Consider the following 21,409-nt stretch of genomic DNA (forward strand, 5'->3'; position numbering starts at 1 on the left):
GTCAGGAGCCACGAGAAAGGCCTCCGACGCAAGAGCGCGGAGGCCTGGGTGTGCGCAGCTACGCACGTGGACGAGACACCATGCCCCGCCCGACCAGATACCCGGTACCCCAGGGGTGCCAAGGTGGGATCTCTCCGCTTGCTCGCCGGTGCCGCGGACGGTACCGGCCGGTCAGCCACCCACTCTAGCAGGAGCCGGCGCCGCGCCCCAGTGGTGGGGCACGTGCCGTGCGTCTCGGGCGGAGCGCTGCCCGGTGACGATCGCTGCTCGGGCCGCAGCGCTACTCGGCGACGAGCGCCGGGTACAGCTCGAGGGAGTCGACCCGGTGGCGCAGCTCCTCGAGCTCGCCCAGCCGGGTGGACACGCGCGCGAGCTCGGCCTCGAGGCCGACGCGGTCGAACCCGGGCCGTACCGCGAGCACCACCCGCAGCTCGGCCCGCACGCCCGCCTCGAGCCGGACGCCGAGGATGTCGGACGAGCCGCGCAGGGCGGACGTGATCGCCGTCGGCAGCTCCTCGTCCTCCCAGGGCGGCACCCAGTCCTCGCCGGCCGCGACGGCCCCGACGGCCGGCCGGCCGACGAGCACCGGGCGGTCCGAGGCCGGGTCGAGCACGAGGATCTGGTCCGGGGTCTGCGTGGCCGAGGCCGCGGCCCGGGTCCCCTCGACCGGGACCGGCCGCGCCGCCGGGTCCCACGCCCGCATGGCGTCGTAGCTCGAGAAGGCCGGGAGCGCGGCCCGTCCGTCCGGGGTCGCCACGGTGACGGACGCGGCCGACGCCACGGCGTCGGCCTGGGCGTCGCCGGAGATCTGCTTCTCGTGCCGCGCGACCTCGCCGGCCTCCCGGCCCGGGTGGTCGTGGGCGACCACGGGCACGAGCACGCGCCCGGTGCGCAGCTCGGCCACGACGTCGACGATGCGCCGTGCCGGGTCGGTCTGTGCCAGGGCAGCCGCCATGGACTCGGTGACGGAGCCGTCGTCGCCGGCGAACGGGTTCGCCCTGAGCATGCGGCCCGCCCACGCCTGTCCCGCGGAGTCCGAGAGCTCCGTCGGGCGCCGGCCGGACCCGGGGACGATCTCGCTCATGCCCGACCCGCCACCTCGAGCGCCTCGGGGAGCGTGAACGCGCCGGCGTACAGCGCCTTGCCGACGATCGCACCCTCGACGCCGACCGGCACGAGCTCGCGCAGGGCCGCGAGGTCCGACAGGCTCGAGATGCCGCCGGACGCCACGACCGGGGCGTCGGTGCGCGCGGCCACCCGGGCGAGGAGATCGAGGTTCGGTCCCTGCAGGGTCCCGTCCTTCGTCACGTCGGTGAGGACGTAGCGGGAGCAGCCGTCGGCCTCCAGGCGGTCGAGCACGTCCCACAGGTCGCCGCCGTCCTCGGTCCAGCCCCGGGCCGCGAGCGTGGTCCCGCGGACGTCGAGTCCCACCGCGACCTTCTCGCCGTGCTCGGCGATGACGCGGCTCGTCCACGTCGGGTTCTCGAGCGCGGCGGTGCCGAGGTTGACGCGCGTGGCACCGGCGTCGAGGGCACGGGCGAGCGACGCGTCGTCGCGGATCCCGCCGGAGAGCTCGACCGAGACGCCGAGCTCGCCGACGATCCGGCCGAGCAGCTCGTGGTTCGAGCCGCGCCCGAACGCGGCGTCGAGGTCGACCAGGTGGATCCAGGTCGCGCCGTCGGCGACGAAGCGGGCAGCGACGGCGGCGGGCTCGCCGTACTCCGTCTCCGAGCCGGCCTCGCCCTGGACGAGCCGGACCGCGCGGCCGTCGACCACGTCGACCGCGGGCAGCAGGACGAGCGGTGGCGCCTGGCCGGTGGACGAGGTGGCCCGGTCGCCGGGAGCTGAGGCGGTGGGCGCCGCGGGGGCGGGAGCGGGAGTCGCCGGGTCGGGCGTGGTCATCGGGATCCTCCGAGCTGGTCCACCCAGGTGCGCAGGAGGTGCGCGCCGGCGTCGCCGGACTTCTCGGGGTGGAACTGGGTCGCGGTCAGCGGGCCGTTCTCGACGGCGGCCACGAAGGGCGCGCCGTGCTCGGACCAGGTGACCTGTGGCGGGGTGGTGCGGCCGTCGGCGAACGGCGCGGCCGGGTCGGTGAGCACCCCGTAGGAGTGCACGAAGTAGAACCGCTCGTGCTCGACGCCGGCGAACAGGCGGCTGCCGGCGGGCGGCGTCACCGTCGCCCAGCCCATGTGCGGGACGACCTCCGCGGGCAGGCGCGTGACCTCGCCGGGCCATTGGGCCAGCCCGTCGGCCCGGACACCGTGCTCGGTGCCCGCCTCGAACAGCACCTGCAGACCGACGCAGATGCCGAGCACCGGGCGCCCGCCGGCGAGACGCCGGTCGAGCAGGCGCGGCGCGTCGACCGCGCGGAGCTGGTCCATGACGGCGGCGAACGCGCCGACACCGGGGACGACGACGCCGTCGGCCGCCTCGACGTGGGCCGGGTCGGCCGTGAGCGCGACGTCGGCGCCCGCGCGCTCGAGGGCGCGCACGGCGGAGCGCACGTTGCCGGAGCCGTAGTCGAGGACGACGACGCCGGGCCGGTCGGTGCCCACTCAGCCTCCCCGGCCGAACAGGCGGCGCTTCGGGCCGCGCCCCGTGACGTCGATCGCGCGCACGGCGCCCGGGATCTCGTCGGGCGCACGACGGCCGAGGACGATGTCCTCGACGACGTCGTCGGCGTTCGCCAGCAGCAGGCCCGGCGCGACGTCATTGCCGGGCTCGCCGGCCGTCCACTCGCGGGCGACCAGGTGCCCGGCAAGACCGGACTCGAGGCCCGAGTCGACCCCGAGATCGGCCTGGACGAGCACGACGCCGCGGCGCGTGATCGTCGACATCGCCGTCGCGAGCTCCTCGCCCGCGTTCTCGCTCGGCTCGGGCCGGTGGGCGGCGGTCACCGCGTCGTCCGCGGTGATCTCGTCGGCGGTGATCTCGTCGGCAGCGGGGGCGTCAGGGCTGGTCGCGTTGGAGCCAGTGGCCCCAGGGGTGCCGGCGGTCTCGCTGGTCCCCATGGTCCCGCCGGCCTCCGGTGTACCTGCGCCGGCCGGAACGCCCGGAGCGTCCAAGGCTTCCGGGCTGTCCGGGATCGTCGGGTCGGACGCGGTCGCGCCGGACGCGCTGGCGTCGCCCAGCAGCTCGGAGATGTCCCAGTCGGTGTGCTCCACCCTCGCCGGCAGCGGCCGGGTCACGACGACGCCGGAGCGCGACGGCACCGCCACGGCGTCCGTCATGCCGAGCTGGCGGCACGCGGCCGCGACGACGTCGGGCCGGGCGAACGGCGTGAGCACGATCGCGAGCCGCTCCGGAGCGCCGGGCACGCTCACAGCGCGCCCTTCGTCGAGGGCACGCCCGTCACGCGGGGGTCGATCGCCACCGCCTCGCGCAGTGCCCGGGCGAAGGCCTTGAACTGCGCCTCGACGACGTGGTGCGGGTCGCGGCCGGCGAGCACGCGCACGTGCAGGCAGATCGCCGCGTGGTGCGCGACCGACTCGAAGACGTGCCGCGTGAGCGAGCCTGTGAAGTGACCGCCGATCAGGTGCATCGCCTGAGCCTCGGACTCGCCCGTGTGGACGCAGTACGGCCGTCCGGAGACGTCGACGACGACGTGGGCGAGCGCCTCGTCGAGCGGCACGGTCGCGTCCGCGAACCGCGTGAGGCCGACCTTGTCGCCGAGCGCCTGACGCAGCGCCTGGCCGAGACTGATCGCGACGTCCTCCACCGTGTGGTGCACGTCGATCTCGATGTCCCCGGTGGCGCGCACCGTGAGGTCCATCCCCGAGTGCTTCCCCAGGGCGGTGAGCATGTGGTCGTAGAACGGCACCGACGTGGAGATCTCGGTCCGCCCCTCGCCGTCGAGGTCGAGCTCGACGAGAACCTGTGACTCGGACGTCGTGCGCTCGACGCGTCCCGTCCTGCTCATGACAGCACCTCTTCCAACGCCGCCCGGAAGCGGTCGTTCTCCTCGGGCGTGCCGACCGACACGCGCAGCATCCCCTGCGGGCCGACCTCGCGGATGAGGACGCCCCTGGCCACCAGAGCGTCCCACACCGCATGGCGGTCCTCGAAGCGGCCGAACATGACAAAGTTCGCGTCAGACTCGACGACCTCGAGCCCGCGGCCCCGCAGGTGGTCGACGAGGGCGTCGCGCTCGTCGCGCAGCAGCTTGACCTGACCCATCAGCGAGTCCCGGTGCGCGAGGGCGGCGAGCGCCGCCGCCTGGGTGAGCGCGGACAGGTGGTAGGGCAGCCGCACGACGCGCAGGTGGTCGATCAGCTCGCGGGCCGCGGCGAGGTAGCCCAATCGCAGGCCCGCCATCCCGAAGGCCTTCGACATGGTGCGCGCGACCGCGAGGTGCGGGTGGTCGGCGAGGAGCTCGAGCGCCGAAGGGGTGCCCTCGCGACGGAACTCGCCGTAGGCCTCGTCGATCACCACGACGGTCGCGGTGGTGCTGCCGTCGCCGCTGGTGGGGGCGCCGACGTCCGGTCCGGTGGTCCGCGCGTGGTCGAGCAGCGCGGCGAGGTCCCGGGCGCCCAGCGCCGTGCCCGTGGGGTTGTTCGGGCTGGCGAGGACGAGCACCGCCGGACGGTGCTCCGCCAGGGCGGCGCTGGTGGCCCCGAGGTCGACGGTGAAGTCCGCGGCGCGATCGACGGTGACGAAGGACGTCTGGGTGTCGCGCGCGTACTCCGGGTACATCGAGTAGCTCGGCGTGGCCGTGAGCAACGTCCGGCCCGTCCCGCCGAAGGCTTGGAGGACGTGGAGGAGGACCTCGTTCGACCCGTTGCCCGCCCACACCTGGTCCGGGTCCAGCTCGACCCCGGACTCGACCGCGAGGTAGGCGGCCAGCTGCTCGCGCAGCTCGGGGAAGTCCCGGTCCGGGTACCGGTTGAGGCCCGTCGCCGCCGCACCGACGGCGCGCGCGATGTCCTGGGCCACCTCGGGGGCCGGCGAGAACGGGTTCTCGTTGACGTTGAGGATCACCGGTACGTCGATGCGCGGCGCACCGTAGGGGCTCAGGCCCGCCAGGTCGGGGCGCAGCGGCAGCCGGGGTGGTCCGGGGTTCGTGCTCGGGCTCGTGCTCACCACCCGATCGTAGGAACTCCCGCCCCCGCGTGGCACGCGGTCTCAGCCGCGGGGACCGGGCGTGGGGTTCGACGTCGGGCGTGGGGTTCGAGGTCGGGCGTGGACGTGGGCCGGAGCACATGGGGTGGCGCCGACCACGCTCGGATCGAGACGTGGCACAACCTTTGCCCGCTAGCGGTGTCCGGTCTCACGAATCAGGTGCGCCTCGCCCCCTGAGCAGGCGCGGACGGCGCGGCTAGCCTGGCTGCTGTGGAGCACATCTGGCACCTGGCGTACGCGGCGGACCTCGCTGACGCGCGCGAGACGGGGATGTACCGGGTATCGACCCGCGGCGCGACGCTGGAGTCCGTCGGGTTCATCCACGGCTCCTACCCCGACCAGCTCGCCGGCGTCGCCGCGGCGCTGTACGCGGACGACCCCGAGCCGCTGGTGGTCCTCGTGCTCGACGCGCACGTGCTGCGCTCGTGCGGCCTCGAGATCCGCGAGGAACCGGACCCCGCCGACCCCACCGGGCCCGCGTACCCGCACATCTACGGCCCCATCCCGATGGACGCCGTCGTGGCGGTGCGGCCCGCCGCCCTGGCCGCCGGCGAGCTCGTGGTGGGCGCTCCCGCCTGACGGGCGTCGGACCTGCGCGCAAGCCCGCGGGGTCCACACGTGCCGCGGCCGACGCTGCGTCCACAGTCGGCAGGGAACCGGCGGCGCGGATGTCCGGCGTCGTGCGTAGCGTGACGGCATGATCTCGACCGACCCCGCCGTGACCGCTCCTGCCCTCACCGAGCTGCGCGACCGGGCCGAGGGCGTGCTCCGCGCGCTCGTGGGGCGCGACGACGTGGCGCTGCGCGAGGACCAGTGGCGGGCGATCGAGGCGCTCGTGGGTGGGTCGAGGCGCGTGCTCGTCGTCCAGCGCACCGGCTGGGGGAAGTCGGCCGTGTACTTCGTGGCGACCGCGCTGCGGCGCCTGGCCGGGGCCGGGCCGACGGTCATCGTCTCGCCCCTGCTCGCGCTCATGCGCGACCAGATCGCGGCGGCCTCGCGGGCGGGAATCACGGCCGTCACCCTCAACTCCACCAACGTCCAGGACTGGGACGAGGTGCACGCCGACATCGCCCGCGGCGCCGTGGACGTGCTCCTGGTGAGCCCGGAGCGGCTCAACAACCCGCAGTTCCGCGACCAGGTGCTGCCGCGCCTCGCGGCGGACGCGGGCCTCGTCGTGGTCGACGAGGCGCACTGCATCTCCGACTGGGGACACGACTTCCGTCCCGACTACCGGCGCATCCGCACGCTGCTCGCCGACCTTCCGGGCGGCGTCCCCGTGCTCGCGACGACCGCCACGGCGAACTCGCGCGTCACACGCGACGTCGCGGAGCAGCTCGGCGGCGCGGACGACGTGCTCGTGCTGCGCGGCAGCCTCGACCGGCCGGCGCTGCACCTGGGCGTCGTCGACCTGCCGGACGACGCGGCGCGGATCGCCTGGCTCGCGGGGGCACTTCCCGCCTGGGACGGGTCGGGGATCATCTATGCGCTCACCGTCTCGGCCGCGCACACCGTCGCCGAGCAGCTGCGCAGCGCCGGGCACGAGGTGCGCGCCTACACGGGACGCACGGAGCCGGCGGAGCGCGAGGTGCTCGAGGCGGACCTCAAGGACAACCGCGTCAAGGCGCTCGTCGCCACCTCCGCGCTCGGGATGGGGTTCGACAAGCCGGACCTGGCGTTCGTCGTCCACCTCGGCTCACCGTCCTCGCCGGTGGCCTACTACCAGCAGGTCGGGCGTGCGGGCCGCGCCGTCGACCGTGCCGACGTCGTGCTCCTCCCGGGGCGCGAGGACCGGGCGATCTGGCAGTACTTCGCCTCCCTCGCGTTCCCGCCCGAGGAGTCGGTGCGCACCGTGCTGGACGTCCTCGCCGAGCAGGGCGTGCAGTCCACGCCCGCGCTCGAGACGGCCGTCGACCTGCGACGCACGCGGCTGGAGACCATGCTCAAGGTCCTCGACGTCGACGGCGCCGTGCAGCGGGTGCGCGGCGGGTGGGAGAGCACCGGGCAACCCTGGACCTACGACGCGCAGCGCTACGAGCGCGTCGAGGAGTCGCGGCGCACGGAGGCCGAGGCGATGCTCGCCTACGCGCGTCTGGAGGCGCCGCAGTGCCGGATGGCGGTGCTGCGCGCCCACCTCGACGACCCCGACCTGGCCGAGGGCTGGCGGTGCGGGCGGTGCGACCTGTGCGGCGGCATGGAGCTGGCGTCAGGCGTCGACGAGCGGGCGGCGGAGCAGGCGCGGGCCGGGCTGGACCGTCCCGGGCTCGAGATCGAGCCGCGCAGGCAGTGGCCGTCCGGGATGGCCCGGCTCGGCGTCGAGCTGTCCGGGAAGATCCCCGAGGGCGAGCGCGCCGAGACCGGCGTCGCCGTGGGTCGGCTCGACGGCGTCGGGCTCGCAGGCGCGCTGCGCACCGCCCTCGGGCCGGCGGCGGGCGACGGGCCGGTGCCCGCCGACCTCGTGGGACCGCTGCGTCAGACCCTCACCGCATGGGCGGCCGGCACCGATCCGGTCGCCGGGATCGTCGCGGTGGACTCCACGACGCGGCCGCAGCTCGTGCGCGACCTGGCCGTGCACGTCTCGCAGACGCTCGGGGTGCCCGTCGTCGGCGCACTGGCACCCGCCCCGGGGACCGAGCCGGGTCGGCACGACGTCAACTCGGCGAGCAGGCTCGCCTCCGTGGTGCGCCGCCTCGAGCTGGGGCTGTCCGAGGCCGCGCTCGCCGGACTGCCCGGTCGCCGCGTGCTGCTCGTGGACGACTCCACCGACTCCGGATGGACGCTGACGGTCGCGGCGCGGATGCTCAGGCGCGCCGGCGCGGACGCCGTCGTGCCGCTCGTGCTCGGGGTGCGCTGACGCGGACCGCGGAGCCGTTCGGTGAGCGGGGCTCGGCTCGACCGGCGGGCTCGGCCGCCCCCGTCAGCGGCCGGAGAAGCGGCGGACGTTGACGGCGTCCGCGTGTGCCGGGAGGTCCTCCGCCTCGGCCAGTGCCCTGAGGTAGGGGGCCTCGGCCGCGAGCGCGTCCTTGGAGTACTCGACGAGCTGCACCGGCCGGAGGTAGGCCATGACCGACAGGCCGGCCGTGAACCGGGCCGTCCCGCCCGTGGGCAGCACGTGGTTCGAGCCCGCGAGGTAGTCCCCCAGCGGCACCGGCGAGTACCCGCCGACGAAGATGGCGCCCGCGTTGCGGATCCGGCGCGCGACCGCCGGCGCGTCGGCGGTGTGGATCTCGAGGTGCTCGGCCGCGTACGCATCGGCGACCGCCACGGCACGGTCGAGGTCGTCGACGACGACGCTCGCCGACTGCGGACCGGAGAGGGCCGTGGCGACGCGCTCGTGGTGCCGTGTCGAGGCCGCGAGCTCGGTGAGGTGGCGCTCGACGGCGTCGGCGAGCGCCTCGTCGTCCGTGATGAGCACGCTGGCGGCGGCCGGGTCGTGCTCGGCCTGGCTGAGCAGGTCCGCGGCGACGTGCAGCGGGTCCGCGCTCGCGTCGGCGACGACGGCGATCTCCGTGGTGCCGGCCTCGGCGTCGATACCGACGACACCGCGGACGAGGCGCTTCGCGGCGGCGACGTAGACGTTCCCCGGCCCGGTGACGACGTCGACGGGCTCGGCGAGCGCCTCGCCGTCGGACGTGCCCTCCTCCCCCGCCGCGCCGTATGCGAGGAGCGCGATCGCCTGGGCGCCGCCCGCGGCGTAGACCTCGGTCACCCCCAGGAGGGCGCAGGCGGCCAGGATCGTCGGGTGCGGCAGCCCACCGCGGTCCGCCTGCGGCGGGGACGCGACGACGAGCTCCTCGACGCCGGCGGCCTGGGCGGCGACGACGTTCATCACGACGCTCGAGGGGTAGACCGCGAGGCCGCCGGGCACGTAGAGGCCGACGCGACGCACGGGCACCCACCGCTGGTGGACGAGCCCGCCGGGAGTGATCTCGGTGGTGACGTCGGCCGGGACCTGCGCGGCGTGGCCCGCGCGCAGGTGCTCCGCCGAGCGGGACAGGGCCTCGCGGACCGCCGGGTCCAGGGAGTCGAGCGCGTCGACGAGCGCCTCGGCCGGTACCCGCAGGTGATCGGGGCGGACCCCGTCGAAGCGCTCGGCCGCATCGCGCACGGCGGCGGCACCTCGGGCACGGACGTCGTCGACGACGGGCGCGACGGCGGCGGCCGCCGCCTCGACGTCGAGGGCGGCCCGGGGCAGGGTGTCCGCCAGCGCGGCGCGCGTGAGAGCGCGGCCCCGAAGGTCGATTCGACGCAGCATGCGTTCAGCCTAGGGCGCGAGCCCCGGCGGTGCCGCGGGACATCGCCGTACGGACGCCGCCTGCGAGGCATCGGTCGCGACCTCGGCGCGCGGGGGCCACCCGGCGCCGTCGGTACGCTCCGGGCCATGACCACCGACATCGACGAGCAGGGCCGTCACGAACCGCCGCTGGAGGGCGACGAGTGGGAGACCCTCACCGGCTTCCTCGACTTCCAGCGCGCGACCCTCGGTTGGAAGACCTCCGGCCTCGGCGCCGAGGCCCTGGCACGCACGCTGCCTCCGAGCACGATGACCCTCGCGGGACTCCTCAAGCACCTCGCCTACGTCGAGGACGACTGGTTCTGCCGGTGGCTGCGCGACGAACCACGCAGGCAGCCGTGGTCCGAGATCGACTGGTCGGCGACCCCGGACTGGGACTGGGACTCCGCCGTCGACGACGAGCCCGCGGTGCTCCGCCACCTGTGGGGCCGCAGCGTCGCGCGTGCGCGGACCGCCGCCGAGGACGCCTACCGGGACGGCGGACTGGACCACCCGGCCGCGCGAACCTGGCCCGACGGGCGATCCCCCAGCCTGCGCTGGATCCTCGTCCACATGATCGAGGAGTACGCACGGCACAACGGGCACGCCGACCTCCTCCGCGAGGCCGTCGACGGCCTCGTCGGCGAATGACGGGCCGATCCGTCTGGGACGATGGGCCCGTGCCTGCCCAGCCCGCCGACATCCCGGTCCGCGTGCCCGTGCGCCTCGGTCAGCTGCTGCAGCTGTCCGGCATCGCCGACACCGGGTCGGACGCCCGCACCCTCGTGGCCGACGGCGACGTCCTCGTCGACGGCGCGCCCGAGCTGCGGCGCGGCCGTCAGCTCACCGGCGGCGAGATCGTCGAGGTGCGCCGGTCGAGCGGCGTCGAGTCGGTCCGGGTCGTGGCCGACGGCCGCTCGGAGGGCTGACCGGCCGTCCCTCTCACCCGACCGGCAGCATCCGGCCGAGCTCGACGGCCGCCGCCAGACGCTGGATCGCGCGTAGCGCCGGGGACCCGACCCCGGTCTCTGGCACCTGCTCGAAGAGATCGCCCAGCGCGTCGAGGAAGCCGAACCACCCGCCGAGGGCCGATCGCACCTGCTCCTCGTCGTCGCAGGCGTAGGTGAGGGTGAGCAGGACCTGCACGGGTGCGTCGTCCACCTCCCGCCCGACCTCGGGCGAGCCGGTCGAGGACGGGTAGTGCGCCGCGGCCGGCTCGCCGATCTCGATCCGCACGTCGGCCCGCCCCTCGCCCGTCGTCCGCCACGACGTGTCCACGGACCGACCCGGATCGACGTCCCGGACGACGACCTCCGACGTCGCACCGCCCCCGTGATCGATCCGGACCGTCCCGGCCCCGCTCAGCGGGGCGTCGAGCTCGCCGAGCCACGCAGGCGTGTACCGCGGGTCGGTGAGCGCGGCCCACAGCGTGGCGGGCTCGACGGCCCACATCCTCTGCTGCACGAGCACCGTGCGACCGTCCTCCCCACGGGTGATGCTGCCGATCTCGTGGGGCGCGAGGCCGCTCAGGGGCGCGTTCATGCGGGCGTCACGGTCCCCAGGCAGCCCGGCCCGAGGAGGGCCTTGAGGTCGCCGTAGAGGGCGGGGGAGGACGAGACCCGGTACCGGTCCGACAGCGAGAGGACGGTGTGCACGGTGGAGTTCTCGACCACCACGCGCACCTCGGTCGATCCGGGGTGCTCGCCGAGGACCCGGCCGAGCCGGTCGACCATCGCCGGGTGGATCCGGTGCTCCGGCAGGAAGATCGACAGCGGCCCGGTCCCGTCCTGCAGGGTGGGGATCGTCATGGAGTCCGCGACGACCTGCACCTGCTCGTCGCGTACGGAGGCGCGCCCCTTGATGGAGACGATCGTGTCCTCGGCCAGCGCGTGCGAGACCCCGATGTAGGACTGCGGGAAGAACATCACGTCGATCTCGCCGGACAGGTCCTCCAAGGTGGCGATCGCCCACGGGTTGCCCTGCTTGGTCAGCTTGCGCTGGACGCTGGTGACCAGCCCGGCCAGCGTGATGCGGCGCCCGTCCACGGGGTTGTCCTCCGAGGCGGCGAGCAGGTCGGAGACGGCGGCGTCCGCGTGCTGACCGAGGGAGCCCTCGAGCCCGGCGAGCGGGTGGTCGGAGACGTACATGCCCAGCATGTGCCGCTCGAAGGCGAGCTTCTCCCGCTTGTCCCACTCGGGCAGGTCCGGGATCTCGATGTCGAAGCTCGCCTCGGCACCCTCCACCGCGGCGAACAGGTCGAACTGGCCGACGGCCTCGTTCCGCTTGACGTCCACCACCGCGTCGACGGCCTCCTCGTGCCGGGCGACCAGGGCACGCCGGGTGCTGCCGAGCGTGTCGAATGCCCCGGCCTTGATCAGCGACTCGATCGTGCGCTTGTTGCACACCACCGCGGGGACCTTGTCGAGGAAGTCCTGGAAGCTCGTGAACCGGCCCTTCTCCTCACGAGCCTCGATGATCCCCTTGACGACGTTCGCCCCGACGTTGCGGATGGCACCCAGACCGACCTTGATCTGCTCGCCGACCGGCGTGAAGTCGGCGGCCGAGGTGTTGACGTCGGGTGCCTGCACCGTGATGTTCATGTGCCGGCACTCGGACAGGTAGAGCCCGAGCCGGTCCTTGTTCTCCTGCGAGTTCGTCAGGAGCGCCGCCATGTACTCGACCGGGAAGTGTGCCTTGAGGTACGCGGTCCAGTACGAGACCAGGCCGTACGCGGCGGAGTGTGCCTTGTTGAACGCGTAGTCGGAGAACGGCAGGAGCACGTCCCACAGCGCCTTGACCGCAGCCGCGGAGTAGCCCCTCTCGAGCATCCCGGCCTCGAAGGTGACGAACTGCTTGTCCAGCTCCGCCTTCTTCTTCTTGCCCATCGCGCGCCGCAGGAGGTCGGCCTGTCCGAGCGTGTACCCGGCGACCTTCTGCGCGATCGCCATCACCTGCTCCTGGTAGACGATGAGGCCGTACGTGGTCCCGAGGATCTCCGACAGCGGCTCCTCGAGCTCGGGGTGGATCGGCTTGATCGCCTGCTGCCCGTTCTTGCGCAGCGCGTAGTTCGTGTGGGAGTTCGCGCCCATCGGGCCGGGCCGGTAGAGGGCGCCGACGGCGGAGATGTCCTCGAAGTTGTCCGGCTTCATCTGGCGCAGCAGCGTCCGCATGCCGCCGCCGTCGAGCTGGAACACTCCCAGGCTGTCTCCACGCGCGAGGAGCTGGTACGTCCCGGCATCGTCGAGCCCGAGGTGCTCGAGGTCGACCTGCTCCTTGCCGTTGAGCTCGATGTTCGTCATCGCGTCGTCGAGGACGGTGAGGTTGCGCAGCCCGAGGAAGTCCATCTTCAGCAGACCGAGCCCCTCGCACGTGGGGTAGTCGAACTGCGTGAGGATGAAGCCGTCGCGTGGATGACGCATGACGGGGATGACGTCGGTGAGCGCCGTGCTGGACATGATGACGGCGCAGGCGTGAACGCCCCACTGCCGGGTCATTCCCTCCAGCCCGGTGGCCATCTGGTAGACCCGGTTGGCCTCGGGGTCGGCGCTGAGCACGCCCCGGAACTCGCCGGCCTCTGCGTACCGCTTGGACTGCGGGTCCTGGATGTCCTTCAACGGGATGTCCTTGGCCATGACCGCGGGAGGCATCGCCTTGGTGAGCTTCTCCCCCATCGCGAACGGGTAGCCGAGCACGCGCGCGGAGTCCTTGAGCGCCTGCTTGGACTTGATGACGCCGTAGGTGACGACCTGGGCGACCCGGTCGTCGCCGTACTTGTCCACCACGTAGTCGATGACCTCACCGCGCCGGCGCTCGTCGAAGTCGACGTCGAAGTCCGGCATGGACACGCGGTCCGGGTTGAGGAACCGCTCGAAGATGAGGCCGTGGACGAGCGGGTCGAGGTCGGTGATGCGCATGGCGTACGCGACCATCGAGCCGGCGCCGGACCCACGCCCCGGACCGACGCGGATCCCGTTCTCCTTGGCCCAGTTGATGAAGTCGGCGACCACGAGGAAGTACCCGGGGAAACCCATCTGCGTGATGACGCCGACCTCGTACTCGGCCTGCGTGCGGACATGGGCCGGGATACCGTCCGGGTACCGGTAGCGCAGGCCTCGCTCGACCTCCTTGACGAACCAGGAGTGCTCGTCCTCCCCCGGCGGCACGTCGAACCGGGGCATGAAGTTGGCCCCGTCGGCCGCGGTCGTGAACGTGACCTCGCACTGCTCGGCGACCAGGAGCGTGTTCCGCACGGCGTCGGGGTGGTCGGCGAACAGGTTCCACATGTCCTTCGACGAGCGCAGGTGGTAGCCCGTGCCGTCGAACTTGAAGCGGTTCGGGTCGTCCAGGGTGGAGCCGGAGTTGAGACAGAGCATGGCGTCCTGCACGGACTTCTGCTCGGCGGTGACGTAGTGCGAGTCGTTGGTGGCGAGCAGTGGCGCGTCGATCCGCTTCGCGAGCTCGAAGAGCTGCGGCATCGTCTTCTTCTCGAAGTCGTTGCCGTGGTCCATGATCTCGACGTAGAAGTTCTCGCGGCCGAAGATCTCCTGGAGCTCACCGGCGGCGCGGACCGCCTCCTCGGTCTGGCCGAGCCGGAGCCGCGTCTGCACCTCGCCGGACGGGCAGCCGGTGGAGGCGATCATGCCCGCCGCGTACTGCTGCAACAGGTCCCGGTCCATACGGGGCCACTTGCCCATCTGCCCGTCGAGCGACGCGTGGGAGGCCATCCGGAAGAGGTTGTGCATGCCCTCGGTGGTGCGGGCGAGCATGGTCAGGTGGGTGTAGGCGCCTGACGCGGACACGTCCTCGCCCTTCTGCCAGTCCTCGCCCCAGCGCACGCGCGTCTTCTTGTCGAACCGCGAGGTCCCGGGCGTCACGTACGCCTCGACGCCGATGATCGGCTTGATGCCCTTCGCGGTGGCGGCCCGGTAGAGCTCGAAGGCCCCGAACACGTATCCGTGGTCGGTGATCGCGACGGCCTTCTGCCCCTGCCGCTCGACCTCGTCGACGAGCGCCTCGATCTTCGCCGCCCCGTCGAGCATCGAGTAGTCGGTGTGGACGTGGAGGTGGGCGAAGTCCTGCTGCGCGGGGGTCGAGGCCATACCCACGATCGTAGGTTCGCCCACCGACGCTTCGGGGCCCGATCCGCCCGACCGGCGAGGTCCCCGGCGTGTCAGGGCGTGTCCCGGCGTGTCGCGGTCGCACCACCCCCGACGGGCTCAGTGCCGCAGCGTGAGTGCCATGTCCTTGTGCCAGATCCCGGCGTCGAGGTACCGGTGCTGCGAGACCAGCTCGTACCCGAGCCGGTCGTAGAACGCGATCGCGTGCTCCTGCGCCTCGATGTCCACCCGGACGGATCCGTCCGGGCCCAGGTGCTCACCGACCGCCACGTCGTGCAGTGCCTGCATGACCGCGCGTCCGGCCCCCGTCCCGCGGGCGCCGCGCAGGACGGCGACCCGCCCGATCCGTACGAGCCCGGGTCCCGCCGGCAGGAGACGCGCCGTCGCGACCGGGTCCTCGCCGCCGGCCCGGTCGACGGTCGCGAGCACGTGCGTGGTGGTGGGGTCGGTGTCGAGCGCGTCGATCTCCTCGTCGCCGGGGACGTGCTGCTCCTCGACGAACACCTCCCACCGGATGCGCCAGCACGCCTCGAGGTCGTCCCGCCCGGTGACGATCCGCGTGCGCGGCATCGGTAGGGGCACCGGGTCCGCCGACGGGCCCGTCACAGGCCGGCGGCGCGCAGGACCTCGAGCGCCCGGTCGAGGTCGTCCGGATAGGGCGAGGCGACCTCGACGCGGTCGCCGGTCACGGGGTGGGCGAACCCGAGCCCGACGGCGTGCAACCACTGCCGCGTCAGCCCGACCCGTGCGGCGAGCGTGGGGTCCGCCCCGTAGGTCGTGTCGCCCACGCACGGGTGCCCGACGGCCGAGGTGTGGACCCGGATCTGGTGGGTGCGCCCGGTCTCCAGCTGGACCTGGAGCAACGACGCCCCACGCATCGACTCGAGCGTCTCGTAGTGGGTGACGGCGTCCTTGCCTCCGGTGACGACCGCCATCCGGTAGCTGTGCCGTGGGTCCCGCCCGACCGGTGCGTCGATCGTGCCCGCGCTCGGGTCCATCTGGCCCTGGACGAGCGCGTGGTAGGTCTTGTCGACCGTGCGCTCCTTGAAGGCCCGCTTGAGCGCTGTGTAGGCCCGCTCGGACTTGGCGACGGCCATGAGGCCCGAGGTCCCGACGTCGAGGCGGTGCACGACGCCCTGTCTCTCCGGCGCCCCCGAGGTGGAGACGCGGCGACCGGAGGCGGCGAGCGCGCCGACGACGGTCGGACCGTCCCACCCGGGCGAGGGGTGCGCGGCGACGCCGACGGGCTTGTCGACGACGACGACGTCGTCGTCCTCCAGCGCGATCAGCATGCCCTCGACGGCGGTCGGCTCCGGAGGGCCGGCCGGGCGCTCGGGCTCCGGGAGGGTCACCTCGAGCCAGGCGCCGGCGACGAGCCGGTCGGACTTGCCGACCACCGCTCCGTCGAGCACGACGTCGCCGCTCGCGGCCAGCTCGGCGGCGCGGGTCCTGGACAGACCGAGCAGGCGGGAGATCGCGATGTCGACGCGTTCGCCGGCGAGCCCGTCGGGCACGGGCAGGGACCTGACCTCAGGCACCGGGCTCGTCCGTCCGGGCCGCCCGCGCGGCAGCCTCGGCCGCCTCCCGACGACGGCGCAGCTCACGCCGCGTGATCCGCTCGCCCGGGGCGGCGTCCAGCGTCTCGGCGGGCATCGGTCGGTCGCCCGGGGTGGCGCTGCCCGTGGTCGTCGCGGTCTCGGCCCCCGCTCGCGGCTCAGCCTCCGGGCCGGGCCCGACGCCCGCATCCGGCGCGTCGCCACCGCCGGCCCTGTCGGTCGTGGCGTCCGCCGTGAGCACGGAGTCGTCGGGCTCCGGCTCCGCCGACCGGTGCTGCTCGGGGGCCCCCGCAGGCTCGCCCGCCGCTCCAGCTGTCCCGCCGGCGCCGGTGCCGACCGCGAGGCGGCGCTCCCACCAGGCCTCGGGGTCCTCGTCGTCGGCGCGCGGGGTGCCCGGCCCCGTACTCGCCGCCACCAGCCAGTCGGGATCGGTCCGGGCGGCGTCGTCGGCCTCGCCCGCACCGACCGTCCCGCTCCCCCCGTCCCGCTCGTCGCTCGCCCCGTCGCCCGCCGCCGAACCGTCGGTCGCCGACCGGTCCCCGAGGCGGGTGCCGTCGATCTCCCGACCCAGGAGCGCGAGCACGCAGATCATGCTCGCCGCCACGACGATGGCGATGTCGGCGACGTTCCCGACGAACCAGTTGTAGTAGGCGATGAAGTCGATGACGTGGCCCTGGAACACGCCGGGGTCGCGGAAGATCCGGTCGATGAAGTTGCCGACCGCACCGCCCAGGAGCAGCCCGAGCGCCACCGCCCACGGGACGGACCGCAGCCTGCGGGCGTAGAAGAGGATCACCACCACGACGACGGCGATGATGACCGTGAACAGCCAGGTCGTGCCGCTGCCGAGGCCGAAGGCCGCTCCGGGGTTGAAGACGAGCCGGAGACCCAGGTACTCCCCCAGGAGCTCGATCCTGCGACCGTCGGCGAGCTGGTCGAGCGCGATCGCCTTGGTCACCTGGTCGATGACGGCGACGGCGGCCGCCAGCCCGAGTAGGAGGGCCGGCAGCCGCCGTGACGCGCCGGGGGCGGCAGAGGTCATGGGGTGGTCAGATTCCGCTCTCGCGGTTGCCGGTGCCGCCCTCGACCGTGCTGAGGAGCTGGTTGAGGTAGCTCTTCAGGCGCGTGCGGTAGTCGCGCTCGAACGTGCGCAGCTCGTCGATCTTGCGCTCGAGGAGCGAACGCTCCTGCTCGAGCTGCGAGAGCGTGCGGTTGGAGTGGGCCTCGGCCTCGGTCACGATGCGCTCGGACTCGGACTGGGCCTCGGAGACGAGGCGGGCCGCCTCGGCCTGGCCGTCGGCGACGTACTCGTCGTGCACGCGCTGCGCCATGGCGAGCATGCCGGCGGCGGAGTCGGACGCGCCCGTGGTGGCCGCCGGTGCGGCCGGGGTCGTGGCCGGCGCGGCCGGGGCCGACTGCTCGACCGGCTCCGCGGCGGGGACCTGCGTCTCCGCGGGCGACTGGGGCTCCGCGGTGGCGGCGGCTGCGTAGGGCTGCGGCGTGGCGGGCGCCGCGTCGTGCACGGAACGGCGGTTGGGGGCGGAGGTGACGGAGGGGGTCTCCGCCGTGTCGTCGGCGGCGGGCACCTGGGCCTCGGCGTCCGGGGCGTCCTCGGTCGCCGCAGCGTCGCCGGAGTGTCCGGACAGCTCCGCGACGCGGGCCTCGGACGCCTCCAGGCGGGCCTTGAGCTCCTCGTTCTCGGCGTAGACGGACCGGAGCGTGTCGACCACCTCGTCGAGGAAGTCGTCCACCTCGTCCTGGTTGTATCCCTCGCGGAACTTGGTCGCCTCAAACTTCTTGTTGAGGACGTCGTCGGCGCTGAGCAGTGCCATCTCGTCTCACCTCGATCTTGGTCGGTCGTGGCTGGACGCCACGCGCGTCCGCGCCCCAGATTACTCGGAGGAGCGCGGATGCATCGGTACCCGGGCCGGTGCGCCGCGGCCCGCCCGCGGCGCCGTCGTCCGGGTGGGCGTCACAGGAGCGCCGCGGCGAGGACCGGCAGCAGGAACCCACGCACGAGCTGGACGCCGAGGAACAGGATGATGAAGCCCAGGTCGAGCGAGATCTGGCCGATGCGCACGGGCGGCACGAACCGTCTGATGAACCGCAGCGGCGGGTCGGTGAGCCCGTAGACGACGTTCGCGAGGACGAGGACGATGCCGGTGGGCCGCCACGTGCGGGAGAAGATCTGGACGAGGTCGATGACGACGCGGGCGAGCAGGACGAGGAGGTAGAGCCACAGGATCAGGCTCAGCGCGCTGAGGACGATCCCCACGATGTCAGGCGCGGGCGAAGTCGAACCCCGAGCGGGGAGACTCCTCCTCGGCGTGCGTCACGGCCACGCTGCGGGGGGCAAGGATGAAGGCTCCCGGCGAAACCTTCTCGAGCACCCCGCCGAGGGCCATGGCGAGTCCGGCGGCGAAGTCGATGAGGCGACGCGCGTCGGCCTCGGAGATCCCCTCCATGTTGAGGATCACCGGAGTGCCGGAGCGGTAGGCGTCACCCACCGCGGGCGCGTCGTTGTAGCTCGTGGGACGCATGGTCACGATGCGGGAGAGCTCGACGTCCACTGGGGCCTCCTGGCGGGCGGGTGCGAGGCGGGTGATGTGGGTGACCTCGGCGTGCCGTTCGCGGGCGGCGGGCTGCTCGCGGGTCTCCTCCGCCTCGCGCCGGTCGTCGTACGACCGCCGGTCCTCGGCGACGCGTCGGTCGTCACGACGGCGGTCGGCGGGCTCGTCGTAGCCTCCCTCACCCTCGTACAGGTCGTCCTGCGGCTCGGCGAAGGAGAGGTACTCCATGAACTTGCGCATGGTGCCGGGCATGGGGGTCGCTCCTCGGTCGTGACGGGCGGCGGGAAGGTCGCTCCCGCCACGCACCTGACGCTAACCGGTGGAGGTCCGCGCCGGTGGTGCGACGCGCCGGGCGGGTCACGGGCCGAGCGTGACGATCCCCGCGAACCGCCCGGTACGCGGCTCGCCGGCGTGCGTGGCCCGCCGGTAGGAGTACAGGCGGCGGTCCTCGTAGGTGCAGGCGCTGTCCCGGGACACGCGGCCGACCCCGGAGGCGAGCAGCGCCGCCTCGACGGCGCCGGCCACGTCGAGGCCGGGCGTGCCGTCGTGCGTGATCGCCTCGGCGGCGGGATGCGCGGCGAGGACCTCTGCCTGGAGGCGGGCGGGAACCTCGTAGCAGCTTCCGCAGATCGAGGGCCCCAGGTGCGCGGAGAGCTCCGACGGGTCGACGCCGGCGTGCGCGAGCGCCCGGACGGCGGTCCCGACCGCGTCCGCGACGAGCCCCGCGCGCCCCACGTGGACCGCGGCGGCCGCCCGGCCGGCGGCGTCGGCGAGCAGAAGGGGCACGCAGTCCGCCACCATGACACCGACCGCGACGACGTCCCCCGCACGCGGCAGCGCGAGCAGCACGTCGGCCTCGCCGACGCTCTCGACGGGTTCCGGCCGCCCGGTCACGGCCGCGACGGTCGTGCCGTGCACCTGGGTCATCCAGGCGACCGGAGCACCGACGAGGCTCGCGACCCGGTCGCGGTTCGTACGGACACGGCTCGGGTCGTCACCGACGTGCGGCCCGAGGTTGAGACCGTCCGCCGCGCCTCCGGTCGCCGACCCGGACCAGGTCGCCGCCGCAGGGACGGCCGCGGCCCACGGCGGGCGTGAGACGCCGCCGTGGGCCGTGGTGAACACTCCGTGCGCCGCCGGGCCGAGGTCGGCGACGCGGACAGGGACAGACATGCGCCGCCGGTTACTTCAGGAAGTCGGGGATGTCGAGGTCGTCGTCCCGGCCGTCGCTCTCGGGGAACACGCGCGGGACGCGCCCGGTCTGGGACGCCGGACGCTGCTGCCCGTTCGGTGCGTACCCACCCGGACCGGGCTGCCGGCCGTCCTGCCCGTGGCCGCCCTGACCGTTGCCGCCCTGACCGTACGCGCCCTCGGCGTGCTGCTCGCCCGGGAAGCGGTCGTCGACGGGACGCTCGTCGCCGTAGGCCGGTCCGCCCTGCGCGTGCGCGGGCACCTGCTGCGGCTGCGCGGCACCCTGGCCCTGGGCCTCGACCGGGACGGGCCGCTGGTCCGTCCGCGGGGTCTGCTCGAACGTCGGGCGGGCGGCCTGGCCGGCACCCTCCCGCGCGCCGCGCGCACCGGCGTCGGCGGGCTCGGCCGCGGCGCGCACCGGGGCGAGCGGCCGACGGCCGACGGTGGACTGTGCCCCCGCGGGGCCCTCGCCCTCGTCGAAGCCCGCGGCGATGACCGTGACGCGCACCTCGTCCCCGAGGGCGTCGTCGATGACCGTGCCGAAGATGACGTTCGCCTCCGGGTGCGCGGCCTCCTGCACGAGCCGCGCCGCCTCGTGGATCTCGAACAGCCCGAGGTCGGAGCCGCCCTGGATCGAGAACAGCACGCCGTGCGCCCCGTCGATGGACGCCTCGAGCAGCGGCGAGGAGATGGCCCCCTCGGCGGCGTCGACGGCGCGGTCGTCGCCGCGCGCGGAGCCGATCCCCATGAGCGCGGAGCCTGCGCCCTGCATCACCGACTTCACGTCGGCGAAGTCGAGGTTGATCAGGCCCGGCGTCGTGATGAGGTCGGTGATGCCCTGGACACCGGACAGGAGCACCTCGTCGGCGGCCTGGAAGGCGTCGAGGATCGAGACGTTCTTGTCCGAGATCGACAGCAGCCGGTCGTTCGGGATGACGATGAGGGTGTCGACCTCGTTGCGCAGCGCGTCGATGCCGGACTCCGCCTGTGAGCCGCGGCGGCGCCCCTCGAAGCCGAAGGGACGTGTGACCACACCGATGGTCAGGGCGCCGAGCGAGCGGGCGATGCGCGCGACGACCGGCGCACCACCGGTGCCCGTGCCACCGCCCTCGCCCGCGGTGACGAAGACCATGTCGGCCCCGCGCAGGACCTCCTCGATCTCCTCCTCGTGGTCCTCCGCCGCCTTCTTGCCGACCTCGGGGTCGGCGCCGGCGCCGAGCCCGCGCGTGAGGTCCCGTCCGACGTCGAGCTTGACGTCGGCGTCGGACATGAGCAGGGCCTGCGCGTCGGTGTTGATGGCGATGAACTCCACGCCCTTGAGCCCGGAGTCGATCATCCGGTTGACGGCGTTGACGCCACCGCCGCCGATGCCGACGACCTTGATGACCGCCAGGTAGTTCTGCGGTGCTGCCACGTGAGTTCCCCTCGTCGTCGCTCGACCTTCAACCTCGACTTGAAGGTGAGACTTCTGTCCTTGTCTGGCGCAGGGAAGGTAGTCGCGACGACCCGGTTCGTGGGGAGCGACGCGCCACGAGAACCACACCGGTGTCGTTCGGTCGACGAGGGCGGTCCTGGGGTCCGGGTCCG

21 protein-coding genes are annotated in these 21,409 nt (G+C 73.7%); 4 read left to right on the plus strand and 17 right to left on the minus strand.

Annotation, left to right across the window (positions count from 1 at the left end):
- Nucleotides 1-280: 280 nt before the first annotated feature.
- The 6 genes from ACPYO4_RS07900 to ACPYO4_RS07925 are packed head-to-tail and all read right to left on the minus strand — an operon-like array spanning nt 281 to nt 5,079.
- Nucleotides 281-1,084 carry an SseB family protein gene (locus tag ACPYO4_RS07900; RefSeq protein ID WP_425708672.1) on the minus strand — a complete coding sequence of 268 codons (804 nt, stop codon included), beginning with the start codon at nt 1,082-1,084 and terminating at the stop codon, nt 281-283.
- The gene (gene priA / locus ACPYO4_RS07905) at nt 1,081-1,902 is read right to left on the minus strand and encodes a bifunctional 1-(5-phosphoribosyl)-5-((5-phosphoribosylamino)methylideneamino)imidazole-4-carboxamide isomerase/phosphoribosylanthranilate isomerase PriA (RefSeq protein WP_425708673.1); all 822 of its coding nucleotides are present in this window, start codon (nt 1,900-1,902) and stop codon (nt 1,081-1,083) included. Before priA ends, ACPYO4_RS07900 begins: the two co-directional genes overlap by 4 nt.
- Complete coding sequence (gene hisH, locus ACPYO4_RS07910; RefSeq protein WP_425708674.1) at nt 1,899-2,555, minus strand: imidazole glycerol phosphate synthase subunit HisH; 657 nt, start codon at nt 2,553-2,555, stop codon at nt 1,899-1,901. The genes priA and hisH overlap by 4 nt, the downstream gene beginning before the upstream one ends.
- The gene (locus tag ACPYO4_RS07915) at nt 2,556-3,323 is read right to left on the minus strand and encodes a hypothetical protein (protein ID WP_425708675.1); all 768 of its coding nucleotides are present in this window, start codon (nt 3,321-3,323) and stop codon (nt 2,556-2,558) included.
- Nucleotides 3,320-3,919 (minus strand): imidazoleglycerol-phosphate dehydratase HisB, encoded by a 600-nt coding sequence (gene hisB / locus ACPYO4_RS07920; protein WP_425708676.1) that lies wholly within the window; start codon nt 3,917-3,919, stop codon nt 3,320-3,322. The genes ACPYO4_RS07915 and hisB overlap by 4 nt, the downstream gene beginning before the upstream one ends.
- A complete protein-coding gene (locus ACPYO4_RS07925) occupies nt 3,916-5,079 on the minus strand; it encodes a histidinol-phosphate transaminase (protein ID WP_425708677.1) in 1,164 nt (387 codons plus the stop codon). Before ACPYO4_RS07925 ends, hisB begins: the two co-directional genes overlap by 4 nt.
- 249 nt (nt 5,080-5,328) lie before the next feature.
- On the opposite strand from ACPYO4_RS07925, the gene ACPYO4_RS07930 reads away from it, so the two are divergent.
- Entirely contained in the window at nt 5,329-5,697 is a 369-nt protein-coding gene (locus ACPYO4_RS07930; protein WP_425708678.1) for a DUF952 domain-containing protein, read from the plus strand.
- 118 nt (nt 5,698-5,815) lie between these two features.
- On the plus strand, nt 5,816-7,969 hold the full coding sequence (locus ACPYO4_RS07935) for a RecQ family ATP-dependent DNA helicase (RefSeq protein ID WP_425708679.1): 2,154 nt from the start codon (nt 5,816-5,818) through the stop codon (nt 7,967-7,969).
- Nucleotides 7,970-8,032: 63 nt separating this feature from the next.
- Here ACPYO4_RS07935 and hisD read toward each other — a convergent pair whose 3' ends face one another.
- Nucleotides 8,033-9,370 carry a histidinol dehydrogenase gene (gene hisD, locus ACPYO4_RS07940; protein WP_425708680.1) on the minus strand — a complete coding sequence of 446 codons (1,338 nt, stop codon included), beginning with the start codon at nt 9,368-9,370 and terminating at the stop codon, nt 8,033-8,035.
- A gap of 126 nt (nt 9,371-9,496) precedes the next feature.
- Here hisD and ACPYO4_RS07945 point away from each other — a divergent pair, with 126 nt between their 5' ends.
- Entirely contained in the window at nt 9,497-10,039 is a 543-nt protein-coding gene (locus ACPYO4_RS07945; protein WP_425708681.1) for a DinB family protein, read from the plus strand.
- A gap of 29 nt (nt 10,040-10,068) precedes the next feature.
- On the plus strand, nt 10,069-10,317 hold the full coding sequence (locus ACPYO4_RS07950) for an RNA-binding S4 domain-containing protein (RefSeq protein WP_425708682.1): 249 nt from the start codon (nt 10,069-10,071) through the stop codon (nt 10,315-10,317).
- A gap of 13 nt (nt 10,318-10,330) precedes the next feature.
- On the opposite strand, the gene ACPYO4_RS07955 is transcribed toward ACPYO4_RS07950, so the two are convergent.
- The 10 genes from ACPYO4_RS07955 to ftsZ form a co-directional block, all read right to left on the minus strand.
- Entirely contained in the window at nt 10,331-10,930 is a 600-nt protein-coding gene (locus ACPYO4_RS07955; protein WP_425708683.1) for an SRPBCC domain-containing protein, read from the minus strand.
- The gene (gene dnaE / locus ACPYO4_RS07960; RefSeq protein ID WP_425708684.1) at nt 10,927-14,487 is read right to left on the minus strand and encodes a DNA polymerase III subunit alpha; all 3,561 of its coding nucleotides are present in this window, start codon (nt 14,485-14,487) and stop codon (nt 10,927-10,929) included. Before dnaE ends, ACPYO4_RS07955 begins: the two co-directional genes overlap by 4 nt.
- 117 nt (nt 14,488-14,604) lie before the next feature.
- On the minus strand, nt 14,605-15,075 hold the full coding sequence (locus tag ACPYO4_RS07965; protein ID WP_425708685.1) for a GNAT family N-acetyltransferase: 471 nt from the start codon (nt 15,073-15,075) through the stop codon (nt 14,605-14,607).
- 32 nt (nt 15,076-15,107) lie between these two features.
- Nucleotides 15,108-16,043: an RluA family pseudouridine synthase gene (locus ACPYO4_RS07970; protein WP_425708686.1), complete on the minus strand. Its 936-nt coding sequence runs from the start codon at nt 16,041-16,043 to the stop codon at nt 15,108-15,110.
- Complete coding sequence (lspA, locus tag ACPYO4_RS07975; RefSeq protein WP_425708687.1) at nt 16,036-17,103, minus strand: signal peptidase II; 1,068 nt, start codon at nt 17,101-17,103, stop codon at nt 16,036-16,038. Before lspA ends, ACPYO4_RS07970 begins: the two co-directional genes overlap by 8 nt.
- A gap of 7 nt (nt 17,104-17,110) precedes the next feature.
- Nucleotides 17,111-17,893: a DivIVA domain-containing protein gene (locus ACPYO4_RS07980; protein ID WP_425708688.1), complete on the minus strand. Its 783-nt coding sequence runs from the start codon at nt 17,891-17,893 to the stop codon at nt 17,111-17,113.
- A 140-nt stretch (nt 17,894-18,033) separates the two neighbouring features.
- Complete coding sequence (locus ACPYO4_RS07985) at nt 18,034-18,336, minus strand: YggT family protein (RefSeq protein WP_425708689.1); 303 nt, start codon at nt 18,334-18,336, stop codon at nt 18,034-18,036.
- 4 nt (nt 18,337-18,340) lie between these two features.
- A complete protein-coding gene (locus ACPYO4_RS07990; RefSeq protein WP_425708690.1) occupies nt 18,341-18,883 on the minus strand; it encodes a cell division protein SepF in 543 nt (180 codons plus the stop codon).
- Between the two features lie 105 nt (nt 18,884-18,988).
- Nucleotides 18,989-19,804: a polyphenol oxidase family protein gene (locus tag ACPYO4_RS07995; protein WP_425708691.1), complete on the minus strand. Its 816-nt coding sequence runs from the start codon at nt 19,802-19,804 to the stop codon at nt 18,989-18,991.
- Between the two features lie 10 nt (nt 19,805-19,814).
- A complete protein-coding gene (gene ftsZ, locus ACPYO4_RS08000; protein ID WP_425708692.1) occupies nt 19,815-21,236 on the minus strand; it encodes a cell division protein FtsZ in 1,422 nt (473 codons plus the stop codon).
- Between the last annotated feature and the right edge of the window lie 173 nt (nt 21,237-21,409).

It is taken from the genome of Georgenia sp. Z1491 (assembly GCF_049856175.1).
Lineage (GTDB): Bacteria > Actinomycetota > Actinomycetes > Actinomycetales > Actinomycetaceae > JB111.